The following is a 25,463-nucleotide window of genomic DNA, read 5'->3' on the forward strand; positions in this document are numbered from 1 at the left end:
AGAGCGTCACAGCATGCGTTACCACGCGGAGCGTGGGAACGATCAACATCAATCTCCGGGCCAAAACGCCCGAATCCCCGCAACACCTTGCGCTCCAGCCGCCCAAGCCTGCTCCCGCTGCGCAGGCCCTACCCCGCCCAACAGAAACACCGGCTTGCTGAACCCACGGATCAGCTCGGCCGCCTGTTCCCAACCCAACGGCTGAGCCTCGGGATGAGTCTCGGTCGGCTGAACCGGCGACAGCGTGACGAAGTCCACATCCATCAACTGCGCCAGCGCCAGTTCTTCAGCGTTGTGACACGAGGCCGCCAACCAACGGTCCTTCGGCAGCGGTCGGCCCTTGCTCGCGTATTTACGCAATTGCGCCGAGGTCATGTGCCAGCCTGCCGCTGGAAAATCCCCCAGCCATTCGAACGGCCCCTTGAGCATCAACTGCGCCTTGCCCGCACACAGCCCCACGGCGTCCACGGCGAGGTCGCGGTATTTAGGGTCGTAACCGTTGGGCGCGCGCAGTTGAACCAGTTTGATGCCACCGGCGATGGCTGTTTGAAGGCCACGCAGCAAGGGCGCGGTTTCCAGTTCACCGGGCGTGATCAGATAGTCGGCCGGCAGACGGGCTGCCGCGACAATGGGCGCGTTAGCCGCTGGAAACTCATAGTTGACCAGATCCCGCGGGGTCACCCACTCCAGGGGCTGCCCTTCGACCCCATGGGGCTCGCCGGTAAACGCCGAGACCTCCCAGACATCCAGCAACACCTGCTTGTCCGGGTAGTCATGCTGCACCTGGATCAACGGCCGCGCCGTGGTGACCTGGATGCCCAGCTCTTCCTGCAACTCGCGGGACAAGGCCGTGGCGACTGACTCATCAGCCTCCACCTTGCCGCCGGGAAACTCCCAGAGGCCACCTTGATGCTGGGTATCGGCGCGGCGTGCCAGCAGGACCCTGCCGTCGACACCGCGGATCACCGCTGCTGCTACATGCACTCGTTTCACCGCCACTGTTTCCTCTCGTTATAGCCCTTGTAGGAGCGAGCTTGCTCGCGAAGAACGTCAACGATAGCGCGTACATCCTGGATAAACGCGGTGGCATTGAGTTTTTCGCGAGCAAGCTCGCTCCTACATTCAGGTGCGATATTCCGCGTTGATCTTCACGTATTCGTGGGACAGGTCCGTGGTCCAGATGGTTTCGCTGCAGTCGCCGCGCCCCAACTCGATGCGGATGGTGATTTCTTCCTGCTGCATCACCGCCGAGCCCTGGGCTTCGGTGTAGGTGTCGGCGCGGGCGCCACGGCTGGCAATGCACACGTCGCCGAGGAAGACGTCGATCTTGCTCACATCCAGGTCAGGCACGCCGGCACGACCAACGGCCGCGAGGATACGGCCCCAGTTCGGGTCGGAAGCGAACAAGGCGGTCTTGATCAGCGGCGAGTGCGCTACGGTATAACCCACGTCCAGGCACTCCTGGTGGTTGCCGCCGCCGTTGACTTCAACGGTGACAAACTTGGTAGCGCCCTCACCGTCACGCACGATGGCCTGGGCCACGTCCATGCACACTTCGAATACCGCCTGCTTCAGCGCCGCGAACAGCGGGCCTTCGGTGGAGGTGATCTCCGGCAGGTTGGCCTGGCCGGTGGCGATCAGCATGCAGCAATCGTTGGTGGAAGTGTCACCGTCGATGGTGATGCGGTTGAACGACTTGTTGGCGCCGTCCAGCATCAGGCGTTGCAATACATCACGGGAGACTTTGGCGTCGGTGGCGATATAGCCGAGCATAGTGGCCATGTTCGGACGGATCATGCCCGCGCCCTTGCTGATACCGGTCACGGTGACCGTCACGCCATCGTGCACGAACTGCCGGCTCGCGCCTTTGGGCAAGGTGTCGGTGGTCATGATGCCGGTAGCCGCAGCCGCCCAGTTATCCACAGACAAATCATCCAGCGCGGCTTGCAGGGCGCCTTCGATTTTTTCCACCGGCAGCGGCTCACCGATCACGCCGGTGGAATACGGCAGCACCTGGCTTGCGTCCACGCCGGTCAACTGGGCCAGCTTGGCGCACGTGCGCGCAGCAGCCACCAGGCCAGGCTCGCCGGTACCGGCGTTGGCATTGCCGGTGTTGGTCAGCAGGTAACGAATCGACCCGGCCACACGTTGCTTGGCCAGGATCACCGGCGCAGCGCAAAAGGCGTTGAGGGTGAATACACCGGCGACGGTCGAGCCTTCGGCACAGCGCATCACTACCACATCCTTGCGCCCCGGGCGCTTGATGCCGGCCGAAGCGATACCGAGTTCAAAACCGGCGACCGGGTGCAATGTGGGCAAAGGACCAAGACCAACAGCCATGTATGCGCTCCTTGAAATAGATGATGTGTGTGCCGTCGCTATCGACGGTGGGAATTAATGGCAAAACGCCGCGACGGCTGTTGCCGGTCGCGGCGTGGGGTGTTGCAGCGTCAGGCGAAAATCTTATTCGATCTGGCCGTGGCAGTGTTTGAATTTCTTACCCGAACCGCAGTAGCACAGCTCATTGCGGCCCAGCTTCTGATCATTGCGCACCGGGGTTTGAGCCAAGGCCACATCGACCTCTTCGCCCAACACCTCAGGTGCTTCCAGGCCCGGCGCTTCGTCGTGCTGGAACTGCATGCGCGCAGCCAGTGCCTCGGCTTCCTGGCGCAGGCGCGCTTCTTCCTCGATCGGGTCTTCGCGACGCACCTGAACGTGGGACAGCACGCGGATCGAATCGCGCTTGATCGAATCCAGCAGCTCGGAGAACAACGTGAACGACTCGCGCTTGTACTCCTGCTTCGGGTTTTTCTGGGCGTAGCCACGCAAATGGATACCGTGGCGCAGATGGTCCATGGTCGACAAGTGGTCTTTCCACAGGTCGTCCAGCACGCGCAGCACGATTTGCTTCTCGAAGGTGCGCAGGGCTTCGGCACTCGCCTGCTCTTCCTTCTCGTTGTATGCGGCCAGCAATTCGGCCATCAGTTTTTCGCGCAGGGTTTCTTCGTACAGGTGATCGTCTTCGTCCAGCCACTGCTGAACCGGCAAGTCGACGCCAAAATCGCTCTTCAACGCGGCTTCCAGACCGGCTACATCCCACTGCTCAGGCAGCGACTGTGGCGGGATATGCGCGCTGACGGTGGCATTGAGCACGTCCTGACGGAAGTCAGCGATGGTCTCGCCAATGTTGTCGGCGGCCAGCAACGTATTACGCATGTGATAGATCACTTTACGCTGTTCGTTGTTGACGTCATCGAACTCGAGCAGTTGTTTACGAATGTCGAAGTTACGCCCTTCTACCTTGCGCTGGGCCTTCTCGATGGCGTTGGTCACCATGCGGTGCTCGATCGCTTCGCCGGACTGCATGCCCAGGGCCTTCATGAAGTTCTTCACCCGATCCGAGGCGAAGATACGCATCAGGCTGTCTTCCAGGGACAGGTAGAAACGGCTGGAACCGGCATCACCCTGGCGACCGGCACGACCGCGCAACTGGTTGTCGATACGGCGCGATTCGTGACGCTCGGACGCGATCACCTGCAAACCACCGGATTCCAGCACGGCCTGGTGGCGTTTCTGCCAGTCAGCCTTGATCTGGGCGATCTGCTCAGGGGTCGGGTTGTCGAGCGAGGCCACTTCCACTTCCCAGTTACCGCCCAACAGGATGTCGGTACCACGACCGGCCATGTTGGTGGCGATGGTCAGCGCGCCGGGGCGACCGGCCTGGGCGATGATCTCGGCTTCTTTTTCGTGGAACTTGGCGTTGAGCACCTTGTGCTCGATGCCTTCCTTGTTGAGCAGGTTGGACACGTGCTCGGACGTCTCGATGGTCGCGGTACCCACCAGGATCGGGCGGCCCTTGGCCAGGCCGTCCTTGATGTCATTGATGATCGCCGCGTATTTCTCTTCGGCGGTCAGGAACACCAGGTCGTTGTAGTCTTTACGCGCCAGGGGCTTGTTCGGCGGGATGACCACCACCGACAGGCCATAGATCTGATGGAATTCGAACGCTTCGGTGTCGGCCGTACCGGTCATGCCGGACAGTTTGTTGTACAGACGGAAGTAGTTCTGGAACGTGGTGGACGCCAACGTCTGGCTTTCGGCCTGGATGTTGAGCATTTCCTTGGCTTCGATGGCCTGGTGCAGGCCTTCGGACAAGCGACGACCGGGCATGGTACGGCCGGTGTGTTCGTCAACCAGGACGACCTGGCCGTCCTGGACGATGTATTCGACGTTGCGATGGAACAGCTTGTGGGCGCGCAGGCCGGCATATACGTGGGTCAGCAGGCCCAGGTTATGCGCCGAGTACAGGCTTTCGCCTTCGGCCAGCTCACCGATCTGGGTCAGCATTTCTTCAACGAACTGGTGGCCGGCCTCGTTGAGTTCGACCTGGCGGGTCTTCTCGTCGATGGTGAAGTGGCCGTCTTTGGTCACCACGCCTTCGACTTCCTCGATGTGCTGCTCAAGGCGCGGGATCAACTTGTTGATCTCGGTATACAGGCGCGAGCTGTCTTCGGCCTGGCCGGAGATGATCAGCGGGGTACGGGCTTCGTCGATGAGGATGGAGTCGACTTCGTCGATCACGGCAAAGTTGAGTTCGCGCTGGAATTTTTCATCCATGCTGAACGCCATGTTGTCGCGCAGGTAGTCGAAACCGAATTCGTTGTTGGTACCGTAGGTAATGTCGCAAGCGTAGGCGGCGCGCTTCTCTTCCGGCGGCTGGAACGGCGTCACTACGCCGACGGTCAGGCCGAGGAATTCATACAGCGGGCGCATCCAGTTGGCGTCCCGGCGAGCCAGGTAGTCGTTCACCGTCACAACGTGCACGCCCTTGCCGGACAGTGCGTTGAGGTAAACACCCAGGGTTGCCACCAGGGTCTTGCCTTCACCGGTACGCATTTCGGCAATCATGCCTTCATGCAAGGTCATGCCGCCGATCAACTGGACGTCGAAGTGGCGCATGCCCATGACGCGCTTACCGGCTTCACGGGCGACCGCAAAGGCTTCGGGGAGCAGCTTGTCGAGGGTTTCACCTTTGGCTATGCGGGCCTTGAACTCTTCGGTCTTGGCGCGCAATTGCTCATCCGACAGGGCAACCATCTGCTCTTCGAAGGCATTGACCAGCTGCACCGTCTTGAGCATGCGTTTGACTTCGCGCTCATTCTTGCTTCCAAAAAGTTTCTTTAACAAAGGCGCAAACATATCGGCAGGTTCTTCCACACATAGGGATGGAGGGCGCACCGTGAGTGGCCCGAGCAGCCCTCACGGCCGCATGCGAACGCGCATTCTACCCGGAATCGTGGGTGAGGAAAGTGGCGTTGTTCCCCGATGCGGGCACGGCGCTGTGAGAGGGCTTGTTTAAAATAAGGGCTTTTGCCGGAACTTCAACCCATCAAAGGCAGAAGTTACTTATTGATTTCATGAGAAAAGCCCTGCCCTTGCAGGGTCTCGGGGCTCACCGGCGCTTTCTGCTAAGATGACGGCTCTGTTACTTAAGGTGTCTAGACATGGCATTTCGCCCTCTTACAGCCCGCGCTCCCGGCGTGTTGCTTCGCGAAGCCAAGCCGCTCAAAGCCATCTTTGGCCACGCGCAACGCCTGGCGCATTTGCAACGCCTGCTCGAAAGTCAGCTGCAACCGGCCGCACGCGAACATTGTCATGTAGCGTCCTGGCGTGAAGGCAACTTGCTATTAATTGTCACTGACGGGCATTGGGCCACCCGTTTGCGTTATCAGCAAAAACGCTTGCAGCGCCAATTAATGGTGTTCGATGAGTTCGCCGGCCTGACGCGCATCCAGTTCAAAGTGCAGCCGCCTGCCGTGCTGCGAAGCACGGCCGGACATACGCTGGACCTGTCGGAACAGGCAGCCGAAACCCTCCAGGCCACCGCCGAAGGGATCAGCGATCCGGCTTTGCGCGCGGCGCTGGAACGGCTGGCCGCCCATGCCAGGCCCAAACCCTGAGCCTTACTTGCGCTTGCTGCCACCCAGCAGCGAGCCCAACAAGCCACGCACCAACTGCCGCCCCATCTGATTGGCGGCCTGCTGCATGGCGGATTTCAGCGCCTTGCCTGCCGCGGTGCCCAGGAACGCACCGGCTTTGTCGGTGAAGCTGGGTTCTTCGGTCGCCGGCTTGGCCTCCTCGGTCGGCCCCAAGTCTTTACGCGCCATCAGCACTTCATAGGCTGACTCGCGGTCAATCGGCTTGTCATAGCGGCCCTGCAGCGGCGAACTGGCGATCAACGCCGCACGCTCGGCCTCGGTGAGCGGCCCGATCCGCGACTGCGGCGGCGCAACCAATACGCGCTGGACTACCTCCGGCGTGCCTTTTTCCTGCAAGGTACCCACCAACGCCTCACCGGTGCCCAACTCGGTCAGCACCGCCAAGGCATCGAATGCCGGGTTGGGCCGGAAACCGTCCGCCACCGCCCGCAGGGATTTTTGCTCTTTGGTGGTGAATGCGCGCAGGCCATGCTGGATACGCAGCCCCAGCTGCGCCAGCACCGTGTCAGGCAAATCCCCCGGAGATTGAGTGACGAAGTACACCCCCACTCCTTTGGAGCGAATCAACCGCACCACCTGCTCCAGACGGTCCTGCAACGCCTTGGGCGTATCGGCGAACAACAGATGCGCCTCGTCGAAAAACAGCGCCAGCAGCGGCTTTTCGGCATCACCGCGCTCCGGCAATTGCTCGAACAGTTCCGCCAACAACCACAGCAGGAACGTGGCATAGACCTTCGGCGCGTCATGCACCAGGCGGCTGGCGTCCAGCAAGTGGATACGGCCGCGCCCGTCGCTGGCGGGCTGCAAAATATCCTCTAGCTGCAGGGCCGGCTCACCAAACAGGGCTTCGGCACCCTGCTGCTCCAGCACTGCCAGGCGTCGCAACAACGCCTGGCTGGAACCGGTGGTCATCAACGCCGCATCGTCGCCCAACAGTTCAGGGTGATAACGCAGGTGGTTGAGCAGTGCCTTGAGGTCTTTCAGGTCCAGCAGCAACAAGCCTTCACGGTCGGCCACCTTGAAAGTCGCGTACAGCGCCGACTGCTGGCTGTCGGTGAGTTCCAGCAGGCTGCCGAGCAACAACGGGCCCATTTCGCTGATAGTGGTGCGCAATGGATGACCGGACTGCCCGTGGATATCCCACAACGTAACCGGATAAGCCTTGGGCGTGTAATTCAGGAAGGGCATCCCGGCAATGCGTTCGGCGACTTTGCCCTGGGGATTGGCCGCTGCGCCCAGGCCGCACAGGTCACCCTTGATGTCGGCGGCGAATACCGCCACGCCGGCATCACTGAAGGCTTCCGCCAGGCGCTGCAAGGTGACGGTCTTGCCGGTGCCCGTGGCGCCGGCGATCAACCCATGCCGGTTGGCCAGGCGCATGGGCTGGGCGATGGGCTGGCCGTCTGGGCCGGCACCGATAAGCAGTTGTGTGGAGTCAGGCATTTCGTCACCTTTGGTTAATCTTTAATGCAGCCAGGTCGATACAGACACTGTGAAACCCACAAAATCTAAAAACAGGACAGATATTTCCCACAGAGCCCCCTGGCGCTAGCACTCGAAGTATCACACCTTTTTTTGACGCTGCCATTTTTGCGCATCCCCTAAAGACGCGCCTCGGATATCAAGACCTTAGCGGACCCTACAAGCCATGAATAAAAACCTGCGCTTCAGCCATAAAATTTTGCTTGCAGCCTCCCTTATCGTCATCGCCGCCTTCGCGTTATTTACCCTCTATAACGACTACCTCCAACGCAACGCGATCCGTGACGACCTCGATAACTACCTGCATGAAATGGGCGACGTCACCGCCGGCAGTATTCAGACCTGGCTCACCGGGCGCATCGCCTTGGTAGAAAATGCCGCGCAGAATATTGCCCTCAACCCCGAATCGTCGGTGGTTGCCAGCCTGCTGGAACAGAAAGCGCTGACATCGTCATTCATGGCAACCTACGTCGGCGACAGCCAGGGCACCTTCACCATCCGTCCTGACACCAAGATGCCCGACGGTTTCGACCCGCGCGTTCGCCCTTGGTACAAAGGCGCCCAGACCAGCAACGGCTCGACCTTGACCGAACCCTATATTGACGCGGCAACGGGGCAACTGATTATTTCCATCGCCACCCCGAGTGCCAAGGCCGGCCAGAGCATCGGCGTGGTGGGCGGCGACCTGAGCCTGCAAACCCTGGTGGACAACATTGGCGCGCTGGATTTCGGCGGTATGGGTTACGCATTTCTGGTCAGTGCCGACGGCAAAGTGCTGGTGCACCCGGACAAGGCCCTGGTGATGAAGACCCTGGCTGACGTGTACCCGAAAGACACACCGAAGATCAGCGCTGCCTTCAGCGAAGTGCAGGCCAATGGCAAGACCAATATCGTCACGTTCACCCCGATCAAGGGCCTGCCTTCGGTGAACTGGTACCTGGGTATTTCGGTGGATAAAGCCAAGTCGTTCGCCATGCTCAGTGAATTCCGCACCTCGGCGGTCATCGCTACCATCATCGCCGTGGTGATCATCATCGCCTTGCTGGGCATGTTGATCCGTGTGTTGCTGCAACCGCTGCACGTGATGACCCGGGCCATGCAGGACATCGCCGACGGCGAAGGCGATCTGACCCGACGCCTGACCATCCAGAACAACGACGAGTTCGGCACCCTGGGTACTGCGTTCAACCGTTTCGTGGAGCGCATTCATACCTCGATCCGCGAAGTGTCGTCGGCTACCGGGCAAGTCAATGAAGTGGCACTGCGGGTGGTCAGCGCGTCCAACTCGTCGATGGTCAATTCAGACGAACAGGCCAACCGCACCAACAGCGTCGCCGCTGCCATCAACCAACTGGGCGCTGCCGCCCAGGAAATCGCCCGCAACGCGGCGCAAGCCTCCAATCAGGCCAGTGATGCGCGGCATTTGGCCGAAGACGGCCAGCAGGTGGTCGAGCGCAATATCAAGGCAATGACCCAGCTGTCGACCATGATCAGCGCCTCCAGCACCAATATCGAGGCGCTGAACAGCAAGACGGTGAATATCGGCCAGATTCTTGAAGTGATCACCAGTATTTCCCAGCAAACCAACTTGCTCGCGCTCAACGCTGCCATCGAAGCCGCGCGTGCCGGTGAGGCCGGCCGCGGCTTCGCGGTGGTGGCCGATGAAGTGCGCAACCTGGCGCATCGCACCCAGGAATCGGCGCAACAGGTGCAGAAGATGATCGAGGAGTTGCAAGTCGGCGCCCGAGACTCGGTGAGCACCATGAGTGAAAGCCAGCGCCACAGCCAGGACAGCCTGGAGATCGCCAACCTGGCCGGCGAGCGCTTGAACAGTGTGACTCAGCGCATTGGCGAGATCGACGGCATGAACCAGTCCGTGGCCACCGCCACCGAGGAGCAGACCTCGGTGGTGGAGTCGATCAATATGGACATCACCGAAATCAACACCCTCAACCAGGAAGGCGTGGAAAACCTGCAATCGACTCTGCGCGCCTGCTCGGACCTCGAACGGCAAGCCGCACGCTTGAAGCAAATGGTGGGCAGCTTCCGCATCTGAGGCGAATGTGGGAGGGGGCTTGCGCCCTCCCACAGCCAATCTCGATCGAACATCTATCCCTTGCTCAGGTCCACGTAAAGGAGAGCAATGGATCGGAGGGATGTTCATCGTGCATATCGCTGACATAACCATGTTCTACGCCCCGGCCAGCGGTGGCGTACGCACTTATCTGGACGCCAAGCACCGGCGCCTGGCGCTCAAGCCCGGGATTCGCCACAGCCTGTTGGTGCCTGGCGCCCATTTGAGCGAGCGGGACGGGATTTTCGAGGTGCCGGCGCCACCGCTGCCCTTCGGCAAGGGTTACCGCTTCCCCCTGCGCTTGGCTCCTTGGCGAAATGTCCTGCACGATTTACAGCCGGATCTGATCGAGGTCGGCGATCCGTACCTGACCGCCTGGGCCGCCCTCGACGCACGGCGCCAGCTGGATGTGCCAGTCATCGGTTTTTACCACTCCGATCTACCGCTGCTGGTGCGTAACCGCATGGGCGCCTGGTTTACCCCCAACGTCGAAGCCTATGTCAGCAAACTCTATGGGAACTTTGACCGAGTACTGGCGCCCAGCCAGGTGATGGCCGACAAACTCACCGGGCTTGGGGTGAAAAACGTCTTCGTACAACCCCTGGGCGTCGACCTGCAAACCTTCACCCCCGCTGCGCGCGACCCCGGCCTGCGCGCCGAACTGGGGATTGCTGAAGACACCCGGCTGCTGATTTTCGCCGGGCGTGGTTCCAAGGAGAAAAACCTGCCGGTGCTGCTCAATTGCATGAAACGCCTGGGCGAGGGTTACCACTTGTTGCTGGTGGGCTCCGGCATGCCGGCCAGCATGCCGGACAACGTCACCGTGGTCGATGGCTTCGTACCGGCCAATCATGTTGCCCGCTTGATGGCCAGCGCCGACGCGTTGTTGCACGCTGGCGACCAGGAAACCTTCGGCCTGGTGATTCTGGAAGCCATGGCCTGTGGTATCCCCGTGGTCGCCGTTGCGGCGGGCGCCTTCACTGAGATCGTCGACGAGCGCTGTGGCCTGCTCTGCGCGCCCAACAACCCCAAGGCGATGGCCGATGCGGTACGCGAACTGTTTGGCGCCGACAGCCAGCGCCTCGGGGAACAGGCTCGGCGCCATGTCGAACAGCAGTATGCGTGGGATGCAGTAGTGGACAGCCTGCTGGGGCATTACCACGCCGTGCTGGGCACGCACAAACCGATGCTCGCCCATGGCTGAACGTTCGGTCATGCTGGTGCTGCACGATGTGGCACCGAACACCTGGGCCGATTACCGGCCTTTTGTCGAGGCCGTCGATGCCATCGGCAATATCCCTATCACTTGGCTGGTCGTCCCGGACTTCCATCACCGTAACGCCCTGGGCCCCCACGGTGACTTCCGGCGCCTGCTTGATAGCCGCGTAGCCAGAGGCGATGAACTGACCTTGCACGGCTACTACCACTGCGACGAACAACCCCGGCCGCGCACGCCAAAAGAGTGGTTCATGCGACGCATCTATACCCATGAAGGCGAGTTCTACCAGTTGTCCGAGGCCGAGGCGTTGCAGCGCCTGACTGACGGCATTGAGGTATTCCAGCGCAATGAGTGGCCGCTGCAAGGGTTTGTCGCACCCGCCTGGTTGATGAGCGAAGGCACCCGACGTGCGCTGCGCCAATTACCGCTGGGCTATACCAGCGACCCGCAGCATCTGTATCGACTGCCTGACTTCACACGCATCCATGCCCCGGGCCTGGTGTGGAGCGCGCGCAGTGCGTGGCGCCGGGGCCTGTCCAAAGTGCTCAGCGACCGCCGCGAACAGCGCTGGCAGACGGCCCCGGTGATTCGGCTCGGCTTGCACCCCGTGGACATGCGCCACGGGTTTTCCCGTCATTATTGGCTGCAAACCCTGCAGCGCCTGCTCGACGACGGACGCACGCCACGGACCAAGGCCGCCTGGCTGTCGACGCTGCCATGCGCCGACTGATCTGGCTGGTGCTGGCGCTGATAGTCGCGCTGGTGATTCCCGTGTGGCTGGGGGGCGGCGAAACCGTTGCGCGCCTGCGGCAGTTCCCCTTGCCCCAGTTACTGGCGATGTTTGCCATGATCATCGGCTGCTGGTTGATCAACAGCCTGCGCCTGCGCTTGTTGCTTGGCGAACAGCGCGGCCGGTTGGGATGGCGTAAAAGCCTGGGCGTGGTGATATCGACCGAGTTCGCGATGTGCGCGACGCCTGGGGGCAGCGGCGGGCCACTGACGTTGATGGGCCTGCTGGCACGCAATGGCATACGACCCGCCCACGGCAGCGCGGTGTTCGCCATGGACCAACTGAGCGACTTGCTGTTTTTTCTCTGCGCACTGGTGGGCATCGTGCTGTATGCGCTGTTCCACAGCCTCAGCCCGCGCCTGGAGTGGCTGCTGGGGCTGAGTGTCGTATCGATGGTGGGTGGCGTCGTTGTTGGCCTGCTGGTGGTGCGCTTTCATCGTCGGCTGATTCGCCTGGCCGGGTTGGCACTCAAGGCCTTGCACGTGCGTGCCAGCACCCGTCGGCGCTGGGCCCGCCGGCTGCTGCGCTTCCTCGCGGCATTCAGCCAAACCCTGAAATTGCCCTGGCACACGCTGCTCGGGGTGTTTGCGCTGACCAGCCTGCATTGGCTATTACGCTATAGCGTGTTGTACCTGGCGCTGCGCGGCCTGGGGGGTGATGTGCAGTGGGCCTGGAGTTTCCTGATCCAGATGCTGTCGTTGACCGCAGGGCAATTCAGCCTGTTGCCAGGCGGGGCCGGGGCGGCGGAGTTGACGTCGGTGGCATTGCTGGCGCCCATGGTGGGCAAATCCACGGCGGCGGCGGCGATTCTGATCTGGCGGGCGGTGACCTACTACTTCTATCTGCTGGCCGGTGCGCCAGTGTTTTTGCTGATGGTGGGCAAACCGCTGCTCAAACGTCTTTTTCATGGGCCTCGGGCGGCTTTTCAGGCGCCTGTAACTGCTCCCACAACTGGGCAGCGCCAGGAAAGTCAGTACCATCATCGGCACCCAGCGCGTCCGGGTCGTAGCGACTCAGACACCCCTCGCCCAGGGTAGCCGGTGACCTGGAAGTCGCCTTATCGAGTGGGTCGGTCATGGTCGCGTCCTGAAATAAAAAAGGGCCCGGAGAGTTTTACTCCCGGGCCCCCGCTTATTCAATCAACACGCGTCGATCAGAACACCACGGTCTTGTTGCCGTGCACCAACACGCGATCTTCCAGGTGATAACGCAGGCCGCGCGCCAGCACCATCTTCTCGACGTCACGCCCGAAACGCACCATGTCTTCGATGCTGTCGCTGTGGCTGACGCGTACTACGTCCTGCTCGATGATCGGACCGGCGTCCAGCTCCTCGGTAACGTAGTGGCAGGTCGCTCCGATCAGTTTCACGCCGCGCAGGGACGCCTGGTGATAAGGCTTGGCCCCTACGAACGAAGGCAGGAAGCTGTGGTGAATGTTGATCACCTTACCGGCATATTCGCGGCACAGTTCCGGCGGCAGGATCTGCATGTAGCGCGCCAGCACCACCACATCGGCGTCGTGCTGCTTGACCAGGCGTGACACCTCGGCGAACGCCGGTTCCTTGTCCTGCGAGTTGACCGGCACGTGGTAATACGGGATGCCATGCCATTCGACCATGCTGCGCAGGTCATCATGGTTGGAGATCACACAGGCGATCTCGCAATCGAGCTCATCGCTGTGCCAGCGGTGCAGAAGGTCCGCCAGGCAGTGGGATTCACGGCTGGCCATCAGGACGACACGTTTTTTCTGCTCCGTGTCGGTGATGTGCCAGGTCATCGAAAACTCTTCGGCGATCGGCGCAAACGCCTCACGAAAGGCTTCCAGACCAAAAGGCAGTGTATCGGCACGAATTTCGTGACGCATGAAGAACCAACCGCTGAGATCATCCGAGTGATGGCTCGCCTCGGTGATCCAACCGTTATGAGAAGCCAGAAAGTTACTGACCTTGGCAACGATGCCAACCCGGTCCGGGCAAGCAATCACCAGCCGAAAAGTGCGCATTAGGGGGAAACTCCAGAACTTCGCAAAGGCCGCCATTCTAGCGATTGCGCAGAAAAACTGCAGTACTCCTTGCGGCTTATTCTGAGCCCCGGCCGTGGCAACAGCCCTTAATAGCGTAAGGTTTTACCACCGCTATATGTACGTGCACGGCTAAGCTCAGCACTTAGCCGCATTAAGCTGATTATTCTCAGCCACTCACCTGATAATTAACTCGACCGCAGCGCATTGCCACAAACATTCAATGTAATTCACATAAATAGCTGCTTAAATGTTTACTTGGTGAAATTGCCTGACTATTATTGGGCCACTCACCCTGTCAATCAGCGTTCTACATAAGGTAGTCCACATGTCCCTGATCAACGAATACCGCGCCACCGAAGAAGCTATCAAAGAGCTGCAAGCCCGTTTGAAGAACCTGTCGCAAGACGACAAGCTGAAAACCGAGCTGGAATTCGAAGGCAAACTGCGCACCCTGATGGGCGAATACTCAAAATCCCTGCGTGACATCATCGCACTGCTGGATCCGGAATCGAAAGTTAAAGCACCTCGCGGCGCTGTGAAAACTACCGGCACCAAACGTGCTCGCAAGGTCAAGCAATACAAAAACCCGCACAACGGTGAAGTGATTGAAACCAAAGGTGGCAACCACAAGACGCTGAAAGAGTGGAAAGCCAAGTGGGGCGGTGACGTGGTTGAAGGTTGGGCGACCCTGCTGGGCTAAGCCTGGTCGGCGTCACACCCGATACGCGATACATTAAAAACGCCAGCTTGCTGGCGTTTTTTATTGTCTGGATGTTTTGCAGTTATGCAGCTACAGACTCAGGCGAGCCGCTAAAGAGTCGGCATAGTCTTGCCATTCACCCAGTACCTGGCACTGAAACGCTGTCGCATTGTTTTGCAACTCCTGGCGCGCCGCCTTAAATGCCGACAGGGTATTGGGTGCGCCCCACACCGGGTCTGACAAACGTTGCTGACAGAAAAGTCTCCAGCGCTGTTGTTCCTCATTGTTCAAGGTTTCAGGAAAGTTACGCGCGCGGTAGCGAAATAATAATTCCGGCAACCGATGATCATCGAAAGGCCATTGCTGACGCCCTAGTTGCAGCGGCTCTGCCAGGCGAACTTGTTCACATAAGCGTCGGTCACGGTCGCCGATAAAACCCTCGTAGAGCTGCTGCTCCGGATCGGCATTCGGCGCAAATTCCTCCTCGGCGTAAACGCTCGCCAACTTGTCACGCCAAACTTCCTGTGCGTCAGTTAGTCGCAGCGCCCGCACCTGATAAACGTCCATATCCAATTGCAGGCGCTCGCGATCTTCCGCGCGCAGCACCTTCAAGGGCGCGACGACCGGGCAGCGGTTGATGTGCAGCAACTTCAGGGGTACCGGCAGCTCGCCTTCCGCCAGTTCATCACGCCGCGTATAGAGGCGCTTGCGCAACGTGTCGGCATCCAGTTCGAGCAGGCCCTGCGGGTCGAGCCCCAGGTCACAGACAATCAATGCATTGCGATTGCGCGGATGCCAAGCCAGAGGCAACACCACACCGAGGTAATGGCGCTCGGCGCTGAAGCGTCCGGAAATGTGCACCAGCGGCTGCAACAATCGCACCTGGTCCATCACCCGTTGCTTGCTGCGCAGCTGGAACAGCCATTCATACAGCCTGGGTTGTTTCTCCCGGACCAATCGCGCCAGGGCAATAGTTGCACGCACATCAGACAATGCATCGTGGGCCTGGCCGTGGTCGATGCCATTGGCTTGGGTCAAGCGCTCAAGCTTGAGCGTCACGCGCCCGTCCTGCTCGGGCCACACAATCCCTTCCGGGCGCAGGGCATAGGCGGTACGCATCACATCGATCAGATCCCAGCGGCTGTTGCCGCCTTGCCATTCGCGCGCGTAAGGGTCGAAAAAGTTGCGATACAGACTGTAGCGCGTCATTTCATCGTCAAATCGCAGGGTGTTATAACCCGCGCCGCACGTACCGGGTGCAGACAGTTCGGCATGCACCCGCGTCATGAAATCCGCTTCGGCAAGGCCCTTCTGCGCCAGGACCTGCGGCGTGATACCGGTGATCGCACACGCCGCTGGGTGGGGCAGGATATCGTCGCCGGGCTGGCAATAAAGATTGATCGGCGGACCGACCTCGTTGAGCTCGAGGTCGGTACGAATGCCGGCCACCTGCAGCGGGCGATCGCTGCGTGGGTTGATCCCGGTGGTTTCGTAGTCGTACCAGAAAATGGAGGTCACGGGCTGTTCCTGTGCTGAAGACCGGCAAAGTCTAGGCGCTGCGAGGTGTCAGGGGCCAGCGATACCTTACTGGACAAACATCCAGCAAAAGCTTGAAGGGTTGCTTCCAGCCTCGACACTGCTAGCATCCGTCTCTCTCAGTCGCTTCGCACTGCCAAGGATCGCAATGCCAACAGCTCCTCTGGATACCTGCTACCAGATCGAGACCCCCGAGGGTATCGACCTGCCCTTGCGCCCTGCCGGCCTGCTGCCAAGGGCCGTGGCCTTTGCCTTCGACCTGCTCGTGCGCGGCGTGATCATGGGCGTTCTGCTGGTGCCCCTGGCGCTGCTTGGCAACCTCGGGCTCGGCTTGGGCTCCCTGCTGCTGTTCCTAGTCAGCTGGTGGTACATGGTGCTGTTCGAAGTGTTCAATCAGGGCTGCTCTCCCGGCAAGCAGGTCATGGGCCTGCGAGTGGTACAGGACGACGGCACGCCCATTGGCTGGTCGGCGTCGCTGATCCGCAACCTGCTGCGTTTTGTCGACATGCTGCCCTTCGGCTACTTCTTCGGCGCCATCACTTGCCTGCAACATCCCCACTTCAAGCGACTCGGCGATCTGGCAGCGGGTACGCTGGTGGTCTACCGTGATCAGGCGTCGGCCCGCCCGCGCATCCCCCAGGCAGCCGCCCTGCGCCTGCCCTTCGCACTGGAGCTGAGCGAACAGCGGGCCATACTCGGTTTCGCCGAACGCCAGGCTGAATTGTCTGCCGAGCGGGTCCATGAACTGGCTGCCATCCTCGCCGCGCCCTTGCAGGTGTCTCCGGCTCGCGCCGTGGAGCAACTCAACGGTGTGGCCCACGGTTTGTTGGGGCCGACATGAAGCAGAGCCTTTTTGAAAGCCGCCACCAGCAGCAATGGCAAACCTTCGCCGAACTGCTCAAACAGGTAGAGCAAGGCAAAGCCTGCGAGGCAACCGACTTCCCTTATCAATACCGCCGCCTCTGCCAACATCTGGCCCTGGCCCAGGCACGCGGCTATAGCAGCTACCTGGTAGACCACCTGCAACAACTGGCGCTGCGCGGTCACCAACAACTGTATCGCCATCGCAGTCAAACGACAGCCAACGTACTGGCGTTCATCCTCGCCGGTTTCCCGCGCCTGGTGCGCGAACAATGGCGCTTCGTACTGATTTCCAGTTTGCTGTTCTTCGGTAGCCTGCTCGGCATAGCGTTATTGGTGTACCTGTTCCCCAACCTGATCTACAGCATCGTCAGCCCGCAACAAGTGGCCGAGATGCAAAGCATGTACGACCCTGCCGCCAGCCGTCTGGGGCGTGCGGCCGAACGGGCCTCCAGCGAAGATTGGATGATGTTTGGCTATTACGTGATGCACAACATCGGCATCGCCTTCCAGACCTTCGCCGCCGGCTTGCTGTTCGGCCTGGGCAGCGTGTTCTTCCTGGTATTCAACGGCTTGATCATCGGCGCGGTCTGCGGGCATCTCAGTGAAATCGGCTACGGCCAGACGTTCTGGTCTTTCGTGATCGGTCATGGCGCCTTCGAACTCAGCGCCATCGCACTGGCCGGTGCAGCAGGCCTGCAACTGGGCTGGTCGCTGATCGCGCCTGGGCCCCTGGCACGTAGCGAATCCCTGCGCCTGGCGGCCCGCAAAAGCGTGCAGATGCTGTGCGGGGTCATGCTATTGCTGCTGATCGCAGCATTCATCGAAGCCTACTGGTCATCCACCACGAGCATTGCGCCCTGGATCAAATACCTCGTGGGCAGCGCACTTTGGCTGTTCGTGGCCGCCTACCTGATCTTCGCCGGCAGGACTCGCCATGCGCCTGACTGACTCCAGCGTGGTCATCCGCCCCCGCACCTCCTGGGAAGCCATGGACCTCGGCGTACTGATGGCCCGGGAACATCGTGTATTGCTGATGAGCAGCTGGGCGCTGGTCAGCCTGCCGGTGTTCGTGCTGCTCAGTGCGCTGCTGTGGCAGTACCCGTCCTACGCCATCTTCTTGTTCTGGTGGCTGAAGCCGGCCTTCGAGCGCTTGCCGCTGTACATTCTTTCCAAAACGCTGTTTGGTGAGACGCCCAGTCTGAAACAGTCCGTTCGCCAGTGGCCGCGCCTGCTCAAGGGGCAACTGCTCGCCAGCCTCACCTGGCGCCGGCTGAGCCTGAGCCGCAGCTTCGTGATGCCCGTGAGCCAGCTTGAAGGCCTGGAGGGTCAAGCGCGTCAACAGCGCCTGGGCGTACTGCAACAGCGCAACGCGGGTGGCGCGCGCTGGCTGACGATCATCGGGGTGCACCTGGAAATCGGCCTGTGGTTCGGTTGCATGGCGCTGTTCTATCTATTCATCCCGGAGCAGGTCGAACTGGATTGGGACTGGCAGCGGCTGGCATTGGCGACCGGCCCGCAGGGACTATGGCTGGAGCACCTGAGTAATGCCTTCTATGCGCTGATCCTGGTGTTCTGGGAACCCCTCTACGTCGCCTGCGGTTTCAGCCTGTATCTCAACCGTCGCACCGTCCTGGAGGCTTGGGACCTGGAGCTGGTGTTTCGCCGATTGCGCCAACGCCTGAGCAGTGTCGCACCGCTGTTGCTGCTGGTCGTCGGGCTGACGCTGGCGCAACTGAGCCCAACGGCGATGGCAGATGAACCGGCTGATCCAAAGCCGCTCAGCACCCAGGCGGCCAGCCAATCGATCAAGGCATTACTGGAAAAACCGCCGTTCAAGAATCCGCAAACCGTGACCCGCTATCGTTTTGGCGAAGAAAAACCCGCCACTGACCCCAAAGCCCAGGGCGGCGACGGTAAGCTACCTGGCTGGCTCCAGCACTTGCTCGACAACCTCAACAGCAACACCTTCAAGCACGTGGCCCAAGGCCTGGAGATACTGCTATGGGGCTTGCTGATCGGCGGGCTGGCCTGGGTGGTGTGGCGCTACCGTGAATGGCTGCGCACGTTTGTCAGCCGCAGGCGCCGACCTCACCCCAACGCCGCAAAACCTGCGCCTGCCCAGTTGTTCGGGTTGGATCTGGGGGTCGAGACGTTGCCCGACGACATCGCCAGCACCGCCGAACAACTGTGGCCCACCCAACCGCGGGTAGCCCTTGGCCTGCTGTATCGCGGCCTGCTCAGCCGGCTGCTGCATGAGTTCAACCTGCCGCTCAAAAGTGCCGACACCGAGGGCCAGGTACTGGAGCGCGTCCATCAGTTGCAGCAACCGCAGTTGCTGGCATTCAGTCACGAATTGACCCGGCACTGGCAAAACCTCGCTTATGGCCACCGGCTGCCTCCCGGCGCAGCCCAGCAAAAGCTCTGCAGCGACTGGCGCGCACTCTTCAGTGGCGGGGCCAGCCAATGAAGCGACCCTTACTATGGATGGCCCTGCTGCTGGCTTGCCTATTGGGAATGGGCGGTCTGTATGCCTGGCACAAGGCAATTCCCTATGAGGAGGTTGTAGATCACGGCCCGGCGCCGGACGCGCTGGCTAATCCTTACCTCGCGGCCGAGCATTTCCTGGGCCAGCAAGGTTTGACGGTAGCGCATGCCAACGGCCTTGAGCGGCTTGCCGACCTGCCTGCCCCAGGCCATAGCCTGCTGTTGCTGGGAGAACGCGGCAACATGACCCCACGCCAGGTCGAACAGTTGCTGGCCTGGGCCAAAGCCGGGGGCCACCTGCTACTGGTGGCCGAGGCGTTATGGGATGAAGAAACCGGCAAAAGCGGCGACCTGCTGCTTGATCGTCTCGAGCTTCGCCAGGCCTTGAGTGATGACTTCGACGAGCCGGCGCCACCGCGCAAAAAGCGCGCGCCAGACCTCACCAAACTGTATGTCGACAATGAAACCAAACCTGCGTATTTCAGTTTCGACACCGACTTCAACCTTACCGACCCCAGGCACCTTGCGCAGTTTTCAGCCAACAGCGCCAAGTCCAGCCACCTGATGCAACTGGACCTGGAGCTGGGCCGCGTCACGGTGATCACCGACAGCGACCTGTGGAAAACCCCGAGCATCGGCAAACACGACAACGCCTGGCTGCTGTGGTACCTGAACCAGGGTACCGACGTCACTTTGCTGTTCAACAGCGACGTGGACAACCTGCTTACCCTGCTGATCCGTTACTTCCCCCAGGCCCTCGTCGCGCTTGTTGCACTGGTTGCCCTGGCACTCTGGCAAGCCGGCATGCGCCAGGGCCCGATCCGGGCGCCCGCGCCCAAGGCGCGTCGACAGCTGCAGGAGCATTTGCGCGCCAGCGCCGACTTCCTGCTACGCCGCAACGGCCAGGGCGCATTGCTGCAGGCCTTGCAGCACGACCTCCTGCGCACCGCCCGGCGACGCCACCCCGGCTTTGAACACCTCGACACGGCGGAACAATGCCAGGTGCTGGCACTTCTGACGCGACAACCTTCCCCTATCATCAGCCAGGCACTCGGCGCACCTGCGCTGAAACGGCTGTCCAGCGCCGACTTCAGCCGACAGGTGGCGTGCCTGCAAACCCTCAGGAATGCCCTATGAGCGATTCTCCACTGGCCACTGCCCTGACCGCAGAAAAAACCTTTGAATACGCCAGCCAACAGGCCCAGGCCCTGCGCGTTGAATTGCGCAAGGCAGTCATTGGCCAGGACGCGGTGATCGATGACGTACTCACCGCATTGATTGCCGGTGGCCATGTGTTACTCGAGGGCGTACCCGGCCTTGGCAAAACGTTGCTGGTGCGTGCGTTGGCCCGTTGTTTTGGCGGTGATTTCGCCCGCATCCAGTTCACCCCGGACCTGATGCCCAGCGATGTCACCGGCCACGCGGTGTACGACCTGCAGACCGAACAGTTCAAGCTGCGCAAGGGGCCGTTATTCACTCACCTGCTGCTCGCCGACGAAATCAACCGCGCCCCGGCCAAAACCCAGGCGGCACTGCTCGAAGCCATGCAGGAGCGTCAGGTCACGCTGGAGGGCGAGGCATTGCCCATCGGCGAGCCGTTCATGGTGCTGGCCACCCAGAACCCCATTGAGCAGGAAGGCACCTACCCATTGCCCGAAGCCGAGCTGGACCGCTTCATGCTCAAGGTGCGCATGGACTATCCCGAGGCGCAACAGGAAGTGGACATGGTGCGCGAAGTGACCCGCTCGTCCAGGGCCGACATGCTCGATGTGCAGCCTTTGCGCACCGTGCTGCAAGCCGAAGACGTGGTGCAGATGCAGCAGATTGCCAGCGGCATGCCTCTGGATGAACAGGTCCTCGACTATGCCGTGCGCCTGGCGCGGGCGACGCGCAGTTGGCCAGGCCTGACCATCGGTGCCGGTCCACGAGCGTCTATCGCCCTGGTTCGCGGCGCGCGTGCGCGGGCGCTGTTGCGCGGCGGCGAATTCGTGATCCCGGATGACGTCAAGGGTTGCGCCCTGGCGGTACTGCGTCACCGAGTGCGTCTTTCGCCGGAGCTGGATATCGATGGTTTGGAGGTGGACCAGGTGATCAAGCAGTTGCTCGACCAGATCGCGGCCCCCAGGCAGTAACGCCGGTATGAAACCGACCCGTCTGCTTCTGACCTGGCTGGGTGTTCTGCTGACTCTCAATATTCTGCTGGGCGCGTCGGCGGCGTTGCAGTTCAAGGTGCCCGATACCTTGCACGCAATCGCCTGGGGCCTGCTGTTGGCCCTGCTGTTGCTGGCGATACTGGATGCCATGCGCTTGCGCCGCCGCCCTTCGGCCCGTATACAGCGGATGTTGCCCGGTAGCCTGGCGCTGGGGCGCTGGGGAGAAGTGCGCCTGTCACTGGAACACGATTATCCACAGCCGCTGACCGTGCTGGTGTTCGATCACGTGCCCGAAGGACTGGTAGTGGATAACCTGCCGCAATCCATCTCACTGCGCGCCGGTGAGCGCGGCGAGTTGGGCTATCGCGTGCGCCCCCTGCGACGTGGGCATTTCAGTTTCAGCCGCTGCGAAATCCACTTGCCCAGCCCCTTGGGGCTGTGGTCGGCGCGGCGCTGGATCGAAGCCTCGGATGCCACCCGCGTGTACCCGGATTTCGCGCGTTTATCCGGTGCCCGGTTGCAGGGTGTGGATAACTGGCTGAGCCAACTGGGTGTACGTCAGCACCAGCGGCGCGGACCAGGCCTGGAATTTCATCAATTACGCGAATTTCGCGACGGTGACAGCCTGCGTCAGATCGACTGGAAAGCCACGGCACGCCAGCGCACGCCGATTGCCCGCGAGTATGAGGATGAGCGCGACCAGCAGATTGTATTCATGCTCGATTGCGGCCGACGCATGCGCAGCCAGGACGACGAGTTGTCCCACTTCGACCACGCGCTGGACGCCTGCCTGTTGCTGAGTTATGTCGCCTTGCGCCAAGGCGATGCAGTCGGGCTCTGTACCTTTGCCAGCGACCAGCCGCGTTACCTGGCGCCGGTCAAGGGCAGCGGCCAATTGAACGTCTTGCTCAATACAGTCTATGACCTGGAAAGCACACGCCAGACCGCTGACTATGAGGCCGCCGCCAGCCAATTGCTGGCTCGGCAAAAGCGCCGCGCCTTGGTGATCGTGGTGACCAACCTGCGCGATGAAGACGATGCAGCACTGATGAGTGCCATCAAGCGGATCGGTCGACACCATCGGGTACTGGTCGCCAGTCTGCGAGAGGAAGTACTCGACCAACTGCGCCAGGCCCCGGTACAAACCCTACCCGAAGCACTGGCTTACAGCGGCGCGGTTGACTACCTCAACATGCGCAACCAGCTGCATGATCGCCTGGGCGCTCATGGGTTGTCGGTGTTGGATAGCCTGCCATCGGAGTTGGGCGCCGCGTTGGTGACACGTTACCTGCACTGGAAAAAAGCCGGGGTGTTCTGACGGCAAGCGCACGGCCACGGTAGGCACAGGTCCCCATGGCCGACTGCACATGATAGTCAAACGGGTGCCTGTAAAGGATCGAAACTGAAGTAATGCAACAAGGCGCTGATCAGCTGCGCGTATTCTTCGCACGCCTGACGCACGCGGAACCCCGAGTCGTAATGCTGCGGGTTGACATCTTCACGGCTCCACAAACAGGTTGCGGTGAGGTCAACAGCCTGGAACTCGCCGTCCGGCCCTGGAATCTTCAGGCGCAGCTCAAAATCTGCGCCGATCATCATTGGTAGCTGGCTGATCAGCATCAGCCCTTCTTCAGAAACGTCGCCCAGATAGCCGATTGGCTTGTCCGTAAGCCGATTGAACACCTGCAGGAAATAAGGTAGCTGATGCCGTTCGATCCGTCGTTCGATAAACATGGTGAGGTCGCCATCCAATAAAGCCAGTGATTCGGAACAAGCCCATCGCTCGCTCTCCCTGGATATCGGTGTGACAAGAAATCGTTGCCACGAGACAGCTGCCGAATCCGGGCATTACGTTCTTTTGAACAGAAAGTTGTACAAACATCTATTCAAAGAATAACCCAAGACTGGAAAGAGGCCAGTTATGAAGCGACGAATACCCTCATAAAGACGCCGGCCGTGGTTGCGCCGCGGTCACGCCAGAGAAATGCCCCAGCTGGCGCAGGGTATCGAGCCGGGCTTGGGCTCGGTAAGCGTACTCGCTTGATGGGTATTGGCTGATGATGAATTGGTAGGTTTGCGCAGCATCGACGAACAGTTTCTGGCGCTCCAGGCACTGCCCGCGCAACATCGAAACCTCGGGCTGCACATAGCGGCGGGTGCGGCTTTCACGGTCTACCTGGGACAATTCCAGGGTAACCCGTGCGCAGTCACCCACCCCATAGGCGCGGTAAGCGTTGTTCAAATGATGGTCCATCGACCAGCGGGTGCAGCCGACAACACTGACGGCCAGGGCAGCAACGAGCAAAATTCGCATGGGGGTTCTCCTGTCTTGTGCAGTGTATCGACCTATCGTCCAAAATCTTCAAGGGCGTTCACCTTTCCACCGCAGCAAAAACAAGCCGATCGTCGATAAGTAGTGCAAACGAACAATGACTACAACGAAAGAGCATAGTAGCCTTCCCCAGCGCTTGAACTCAGGAGTCTGTGCATGTCCGTCCGTCGTACCAAAATCGTCGCCACCCTTGGCCCGGCCAGCAACTCGCCGGAAGTCCTCGAACAGCTGATTCTGGCTGGTTTGGACGTTGCCCGTCTGAACTTCTCCCACGGCACCCCGGACGAGCACAAGGCTCGCGCCAAGCTGGTGCGGGACCTGGCTGCCAAACACGGCCGCTTCGTGGCGTTGCTGGGTGACCTGCAAGGCCCGAAGATCCGTATCGCCAAATTCGCCAACAAGCGGATCGAGCTGAAGATCGGTGACAAATTCACCTTCTCCACCAGCCATCCGTTGACCGAAGGCACCCAGGACGTCGTAGGCATCGACTATCCGGATCTGGTCAAGGACTGCGGCGTCGGCGACGAACTGCTGCTGGACGACGGTCGCGTGGTGATGCGCGTCGACACCGCTACCCCGACCGAACTGCATTGCACCGTGATCATCGGCGGCCCGCTGTCCGACCACAAAGGCATCAACCGTCGCGGCGGTGGCCTGACGGCACCGGCCCTGACTGAAAAAGACAAGGCCGACATCAAGCTCGCCGCCGAAATGGAAGTGGACTACCTCGCCGTGTCCTTCCCGCGCGACGCCGCCGACATGGAATACGCACGTAAACTGCGCGACGAAGCCGGTGGTACCGCCTGGCTGGTGGCCAAGATCGAACGTGCCGAAGCCGTGGCTGATGACGAAACCCTGGATGGCCTGATCAAGGCTTCCGACGCCGTCATGGTTGCCCGTGGCGACCTGGGCGTCGAAATCGGCGATGCCGAGCTGATCGGTATCCAGAAGAAGATCATCCTGCACGCACGCCGCCACAACAAAGCGGTGATCGTTGCGACCCAGATGATGGAGTCGATGATCCAGAACCCGATGCCGACCCGCGCCGAAGTGTCCGACGTGGCCAACGCCGTGCTCGACTACACCGACGCCGTGATGCTCTCGGCTGAAAGTGCCGCTGGCCCGTACCCGCTGGAGGCCGTCCAGGCCATGGCGCGTATCTGCGTCGGTGCTGAAAAGCACCCCACCAGCAAGACCTCCAGCCACCGCATCGGCAAGGTCTTCGAAAGCTGCGACCAGAGCATCGCGTTGGCCGCCATGTACACCGCCAACCACTTCCCGGGCGTTAAAGCGATCATCGCCTTGACTGAAAGTGGTTATACGCCGCTGATCATGTCGCGCATCCGCTCGTCGGTGCCGATCTACGCGTTCACCCCCCACCGCGAAGCCCAGGCCCGTGCGGCGCTGTTCCGTGGCGTGTACACCATTCCGTTCGATCCGGCCTCGCTGGCCCCGAACGAAGTCAGCCAGAAAGCTATCGACGAGCTGGTCAAACGCGGCGTCGTCGAGAAAGGTGACTGGGTCATCCTGACCAAGGGCGACAGCTATCACACCACCGGCGGCACCAATGGCATGAAGATCCTGCACGTGGGCGACCCGCAGTTCTGAGTGACACGCTGAAAAAACAAAAGCCCTGCCATGAGAATGGCGGGGCTTTTTTGCATTTCAAATGCCGGTTGAGGTGTTGAACCATCAGGCCTCATCGGGGCATAGGTATCTACACAACTTTGTAGCAGCCAACAGTAACCACGATGCGAAGCGAGCCGCTCTTGATCTTGCTCTTGATCTTAAGCGCCCCGTTAAACCA

21 protein-coding genes and 1 pseudogene are annotated in these 25,463 nt (G+C 60.8%); 14 read left to right on the plus strand and 8 right to left on the minus strand.

From position 1 onward, the window contains the following. Positions 1-48: 48 nt before the first annotated feature. The 3 genes from C4J90_RS20895 to secA all read right to left on the minus strand — a co-directional run bounded on the left by C4J90_RS20895 (position 49) and on the right by secA (position 5,199). Positions 49-993, minus strand: a complete 945-nt coding sequence (locus C4J90_RS20895) for a Nudix family hydrolase (protein ID WP_124420719.1) — start codon at positions 991-993, stop codon at positions 49-51. A gap of 129 nt (positions 994-1,122) precedes the next feature. Beyond that, positions 1,123-2,340, minus strand: coding sequence for a bifunctional glutamate N-acetyltransferase/amino-acid acetyltransferase ArgJ (gene argJ / locus C4J90_RS20900; protein WP_124415479.1), 1,218 nt, complete (start codon positions 2,338-2,340; stop codon positions 1,123-1,125). Between the two features lie 123 nt (positions 2,341-2,463). Next, on the minus strand, positions 2,464-5,199 hold the full coding sequence (gene secA, locus C4J90_RS20905; RefSeq protein ID WP_124415480.1) for a preprotein translocase subunit SecA: 2,736 nt from the start codon (positions 5,197-5,199) through the stop codon (positions 2,464-2,466). A gap of 305 nt (positions 5,200-5,504) precedes the next feature. Here secA and C4J90_RS20910 point away from each other — a divergent pair, with 305 nt between their 5' ends. Next, positions 5,505-5,960: a DUF721 domain-containing protein gene (locus C4J90_RS20910; protein WP_124420720.1), complete on the plus strand. Its 456-nt coding sequence runs from the start codon at positions 5,505-5,507 to the stop codon at positions 5,958-5,960. Between the two features lie 3 nt (positions 5,961-5,963). Here C4J90_RS20910 and C4J90_RS20915 read toward each other — a convergent pair whose 3' ends face one another. After that, complete coding sequence (locus tag C4J90_RS20915) at positions 5,964-7,442, minus strand: helicase HerA-like domain-containing protein (protein WP_124420721.1); 1,479 nt, start codon at positions 7,440-7,442, stop codon at positions 5,964-5,966. A gap of 205 nt (positions 7,443-7,647) precedes the next feature. On the opposite strand from C4J90_RS20915, the pseudogene C4J90_RS27495 reads away from it, so the two are divergent. From C4J90_RS27495 to C4J90_RS20935, 5 genes and pseudogenes are all read left to right on the plus strand, one after another. Further along, positions 7,648-8,679, plus strand: a pseudogene (locus C4J90_RS27495) (cache domain-containing protein); the annotation flags it as partial. Positions 8,680-8,772: 93 nt separating this feature from the next. After that, positions 8,773-9,537, plus strand: a complete 765-nt coding sequence (locus tag C4J90_RS27500) for a methyl-accepting chemotaxis protein (RefSeq protein ID WP_372237509.1) — start codon at positions 8,773-8,775, stop codon at positions 9,535-9,537. Positions 9,538-9,646: 109 nt separating this feature from the next. After that, on the plus strand, positions 9,647-10,759 hold the full coding sequence (locus tag C4J90_RS20925; protein ID WP_164488041.1) for a glycosyltransferase family 1 protein: 1,113 nt from the start codon (positions 9,647-9,649) through the stop codon (positions 10,757-10,759). Further along, positions 10,752-11,504 (plus strand): DUF2334 domain-containing protein, encoded by a 753-nt coding sequence (locus C4J90_RS20930; protein ID WP_124420724.1) that lies wholly within the window; start codon positions 10,752-10,754, stop codon positions 11,502-11,504. Before C4J90_RS20925 ends, C4J90_RS20930 begins: the two co-directional genes overlap by 8 nt. Continuing rightward, entirely contained in the window at positions 11,492-12,601 is a 1,110-nt protein-coding gene (locus tag C4J90_RS20935) for a lysylphosphatidylglycerol synthase transmembrane domain-containing protein (protein WP_124420725.1), read from the plus strand. The genes C4J90_RS20930 and C4J90_RS20935 overlap by 13 nt, the downstream gene beginning before the upstream one ends. Before the next feature lie 116 nt (positions 12,602-12,717). Here C4J90_RS20935 and purU read toward each other — a convergent pair whose 3' ends face one another. Further along, positions 12,718-13,566: a formyltetrahydrofolate deformylase gene (gene purU / locus C4J90_RS20940; RefSeq protein ID WP_124420726.1), complete on the minus strand. Its 849-nt coding sequence runs from the start codon at positions 13,564-13,566 to the stop codon at positions 12,718-12,720. Positions 13,567-13,912: 346 nt separating this feature from the next. Between purU and mvaT the strand changes: the two genes are divergently transcribed. Next, positions 13,913-14,287, plus strand: a complete 375-nt coding sequence (gene mvaT, locus C4J90_RS20945; protein WP_003175830.1) for a histone-like nucleoid-structuring protein MvaT — start codon at positions 13,913-13,915, stop codon at positions 14,285-14,287. Between the two features lie 90 nt (positions 14,288-14,377). On the opposite strand, the gene sbcB is transcribed toward mvaT, so the two are convergent. After that, positions 14,378-15,805, minus strand: coding sequence for an exodeoxyribonuclease I (gene sbcB / locus C4J90_RS20950; protein WP_124420727.1), 1,428 nt, complete (start codon positions 15,803-15,805; stop codon positions 14,378-14,380). Between the two features lie 166 nt (positions 15,806-15,971). Between sbcB and C4J90_RS20955 the strand changes: the two genes are divergently transcribed. Genes C4J90_RS20955 through C4J90_RS20980 form a run of 6 tightly spaced genes read left to right on the plus strand, consistent with a single transcriptional unit; the run spans position 15,972 to position 22,642 of the window. Continuing rightward, positions 15,972-16,664, plus strand: a complete 693-nt coding sequence (locus C4J90_RS20955; protein WP_124420728.1) for an RDD family protein — start codon at positions 15,972-15,974, stop codon at positions 16,662-16,664. Continuing rightward, complete coding sequence (locus C4J90_RS20960; RefSeq protein WP_124364205.1) at positions 16,661-17,635, plus strand: stage II sporulation protein M; 975 nt, start codon at positions 16,661-16,663, stop codon at positions 17,633-17,635. The genes C4J90_RS20955 and C4J90_RS20960 overlap by 4 nt, the downstream gene beginning before the upstream one ends. Beyond that, positions 17,622-19,154 carry a DUF4129 domain-containing protein gene (locus tag C4J90_RS20965; RefSeq protein WP_124420729.1) on the plus strand — a complete coding sequence of 511 codons (1,533 nt, stop codon included), beginning with the start codon at positions 17,622-17,624 and terminating at the stop codon, positions 19,152-19,154. Before C4J90_RS20960 ends, C4J90_RS20965 begins: the two co-directional genes overlap by 14 nt. After that, positions 19,151-20,308, plus strand: a complete 1,158-nt coding sequence (locus tag C4J90_RS20970; RefSeq protein WP_124420730.1) for a DUF4350 domain-containing protein — start codon at positions 19,151-19,153, stop codon at positions 20,306-20,308. Before C4J90_RS20965 ends, C4J90_RS20970 begins: the two co-directional genes overlap by 4 nt. Beyond that, positions 20,305-21,303, plus strand: coding sequence for a MoxR family ATPase (locus C4J90_RS20975; RefSeq protein ID WP_124420731.1), 999 nt, complete (start codon positions 20,305-20,307; stop codon positions 21,301-21,303). The genes C4J90_RS20970 and C4J90_RS20975 overlap by 4 nt, the downstream gene beginning before the upstream one ends. A 7-nt stretch (positions 21,304-21,310) precedes the next feature. Further along, positions 21,311-22,642: a DUF58 domain-containing protein gene (locus C4J90_RS20980; protein ID WP_124420732.1), complete on the plus strand. Its 1,332-nt coding sequence runs from the start codon at positions 21,311-21,313 to the stop codon at positions 22,640-22,642. 56 nt (positions 22,643-22,698) lie between these two features. On the opposite strand, the gene C4J90_RS20985 is transcribed toward C4J90_RS20980, so the two are convergent. After that, entirely contained in the window at positions 22,699-23,058 is a 360-nt protein-coding gene (locus tag C4J90_RS20985) for a PilZ domain-containing protein (protein WP_124364210.1), read from the minus strand. A gap of 205 nt (positions 23,059-23,263) precedes the next feature. After that, on the minus strand, positions 23,264-23,638 hold the full coding sequence (locus tag C4J90_RS20990) for a tol-pal system YbgF family protein (RefSeq protein WP_124364211.1): 375 nt from the start codon (positions 23,636-23,638) through the stop codon (positions 23,264-23,266). Between the two features lie 174 nt (positions 23,639-23,812). Here C4J90_RS20990 and pyk point away from each other — a divergent pair, with 174 nt between their 5' ends. Further along, positions 23,813-25,264: a pyruvate kinase gene (gene pyk, locus C4J90_RS20995; protein WP_124371716.1), complete on the plus strand. Its 1,452-nt coding sequence runs from the start codon at positions 23,813-23,815 to the stop codon at positions 25,262-25,264. Positions 25,265-25,463 lie beyond the last annotated feature (199 nt).

Origin of the sequence: Pseudomonas sp. R2-60-08W, assembly GCF_003852335.1 — a bacterium.
Taxonomy (GTDB): domain Bacteria; phylum Pseudomonadota; class Gammaproteobacteria; order Pseudomonadales; family Pseudomonadaceae; genus Aquipseudomonas.

What these genes read in the sequence shown, in the direction of transcription:
- argJ (WP_124415479.1), bottom strand. Translation starts at nt 2,340, where the DNA reads ATGGCTGTTGGTCTTGGTCCTTTGCCCACATTGCACCCGGTCGCCGGT.
- secA (WP_124415480.1), bottom strand. Translation starts at nt 5,199, where the DNA reads ATGTTTGCGCCTTTGTTAAAGAAACTTTTTGGAAGCAAGAATGAGCGC.
- C4J90_RS20910 (WP_124420720.1), top strand. Translation starts at nt 5,505, where the DNA reads ATGGCATTTCGCCCTCTTACAGCCCGCGCTCCCGGCGTGTTGCTTCGC.
- C4J90_RS20915 (WP_124420721.1), bottom strand. Translation starts at nt 7,442, where the DNA reads ATGCCTGACTCCACACAACTGCTTATCGGTGCCGGCCCAGACGGCCAG.
- C4J90_RS27500 (WP_372237509.1), top strand. Translation starts at nt 8,773, where the DNA reads ATGGTCAATTCAGACGAACAGGCCAACCGCACCAACAGCGTCGCCGCT.
- C4J90_RS20930 (WP_124420724.1), top strand. Translation starts at nt 10,752, where the DNA reads ATGGCTGAACGTTCGGTCATGCTGGTGCTGCACGATGTGGCACCGAAC.
- C4J90_RS20935 (WP_124420725.1), top strand. Translation starts at nt 11,492, where the DNA reads ATGCGCCGACTGATCTGGCTGGTGCTGGCGCTGATAGTCGCGCTGGTG.
- purU (WP_124420726.1), bottom strand. Translation starts at nt 13,566, where the DNA reads ATGCGCACTTTTCGGCTGGTGATTGCTTGCCCGGACCGGGTTGGCATC.
- mvaT (WP_003175830.1), top strand. Translation starts at nt 13,913, where the DNA reads ATGTCCCTGATCAACGAATACCGCGCCACCGAAGAAGCTATCAAAGAG.
- C4J90_RS20955 (WP_124420728.1), top strand. Translation starts at nt 15,972, where the DNA reads ATGCCAACAGCTCCTCTGGATACCTGCTACCAGATCGAGACCCCCGAG.
- C4J90_RS20960 (WP_124364205.1), top strand. Translation starts at nt 16,661, where the DNA reads ATGAAGCAGAGCCTTTTTGAAAGCCGCCACCAGCAGCAATGGCAAACC.
- C4J90_RS20965 (WP_124420729.1), top strand. Translation starts at nt 17,622, where the DNA reads ATGCGCCTGACTGACTCCAGCGTGGTCATCCGCCCCCGCACCTCCTGG.
- C4J90_RS20970 (WP_124420730.1), top strand. Translation starts at nt 19,151, where the DNA reads ATGAAGCGACCCTTACTATGGATGGCCCTGCTGCTGGCTTGCCTATTG.
- C4J90_RS20975 (WP_124420731.1), top strand. Translation starts at nt 20,305, where the DNA reads ATGAGCGATTCTCCACTGGCCACTGCCCTGACCGCAGAAAAAACCTTT.
- C4J90_RS20980 (WP_124420732.1), top strand. Translation starts at nt 21,311, where the DNA reads ATGAAACCGACCCGTCTGCTTCTGACCTGGCTGGGTGTTCTGCTGACT.
- C4J90_RS20985 (WP_124364210.1), bottom strand. Translation starts at nt 23,058, where the DNA reads ATGTTTATCGAACGACGGATCGAACGGCATCAGCTACCTTATTTCCTG.
- C4J90_RS20990 (WP_124364211.1), bottom strand. Translation starts at nt 23,638, where the DNA reads ATGCGAATTTTGCTCGTTGCTGCCCTGGCCGTCAGTGTTGTCGGCTGC.
- pyk (WP_124371716.1), top strand. Translation starts at nt 23,813, where the DNA reads ATGTCCGTCCGTCGTACCAAAATCGTCGCCACCCTTGGCCCGGCCAGC.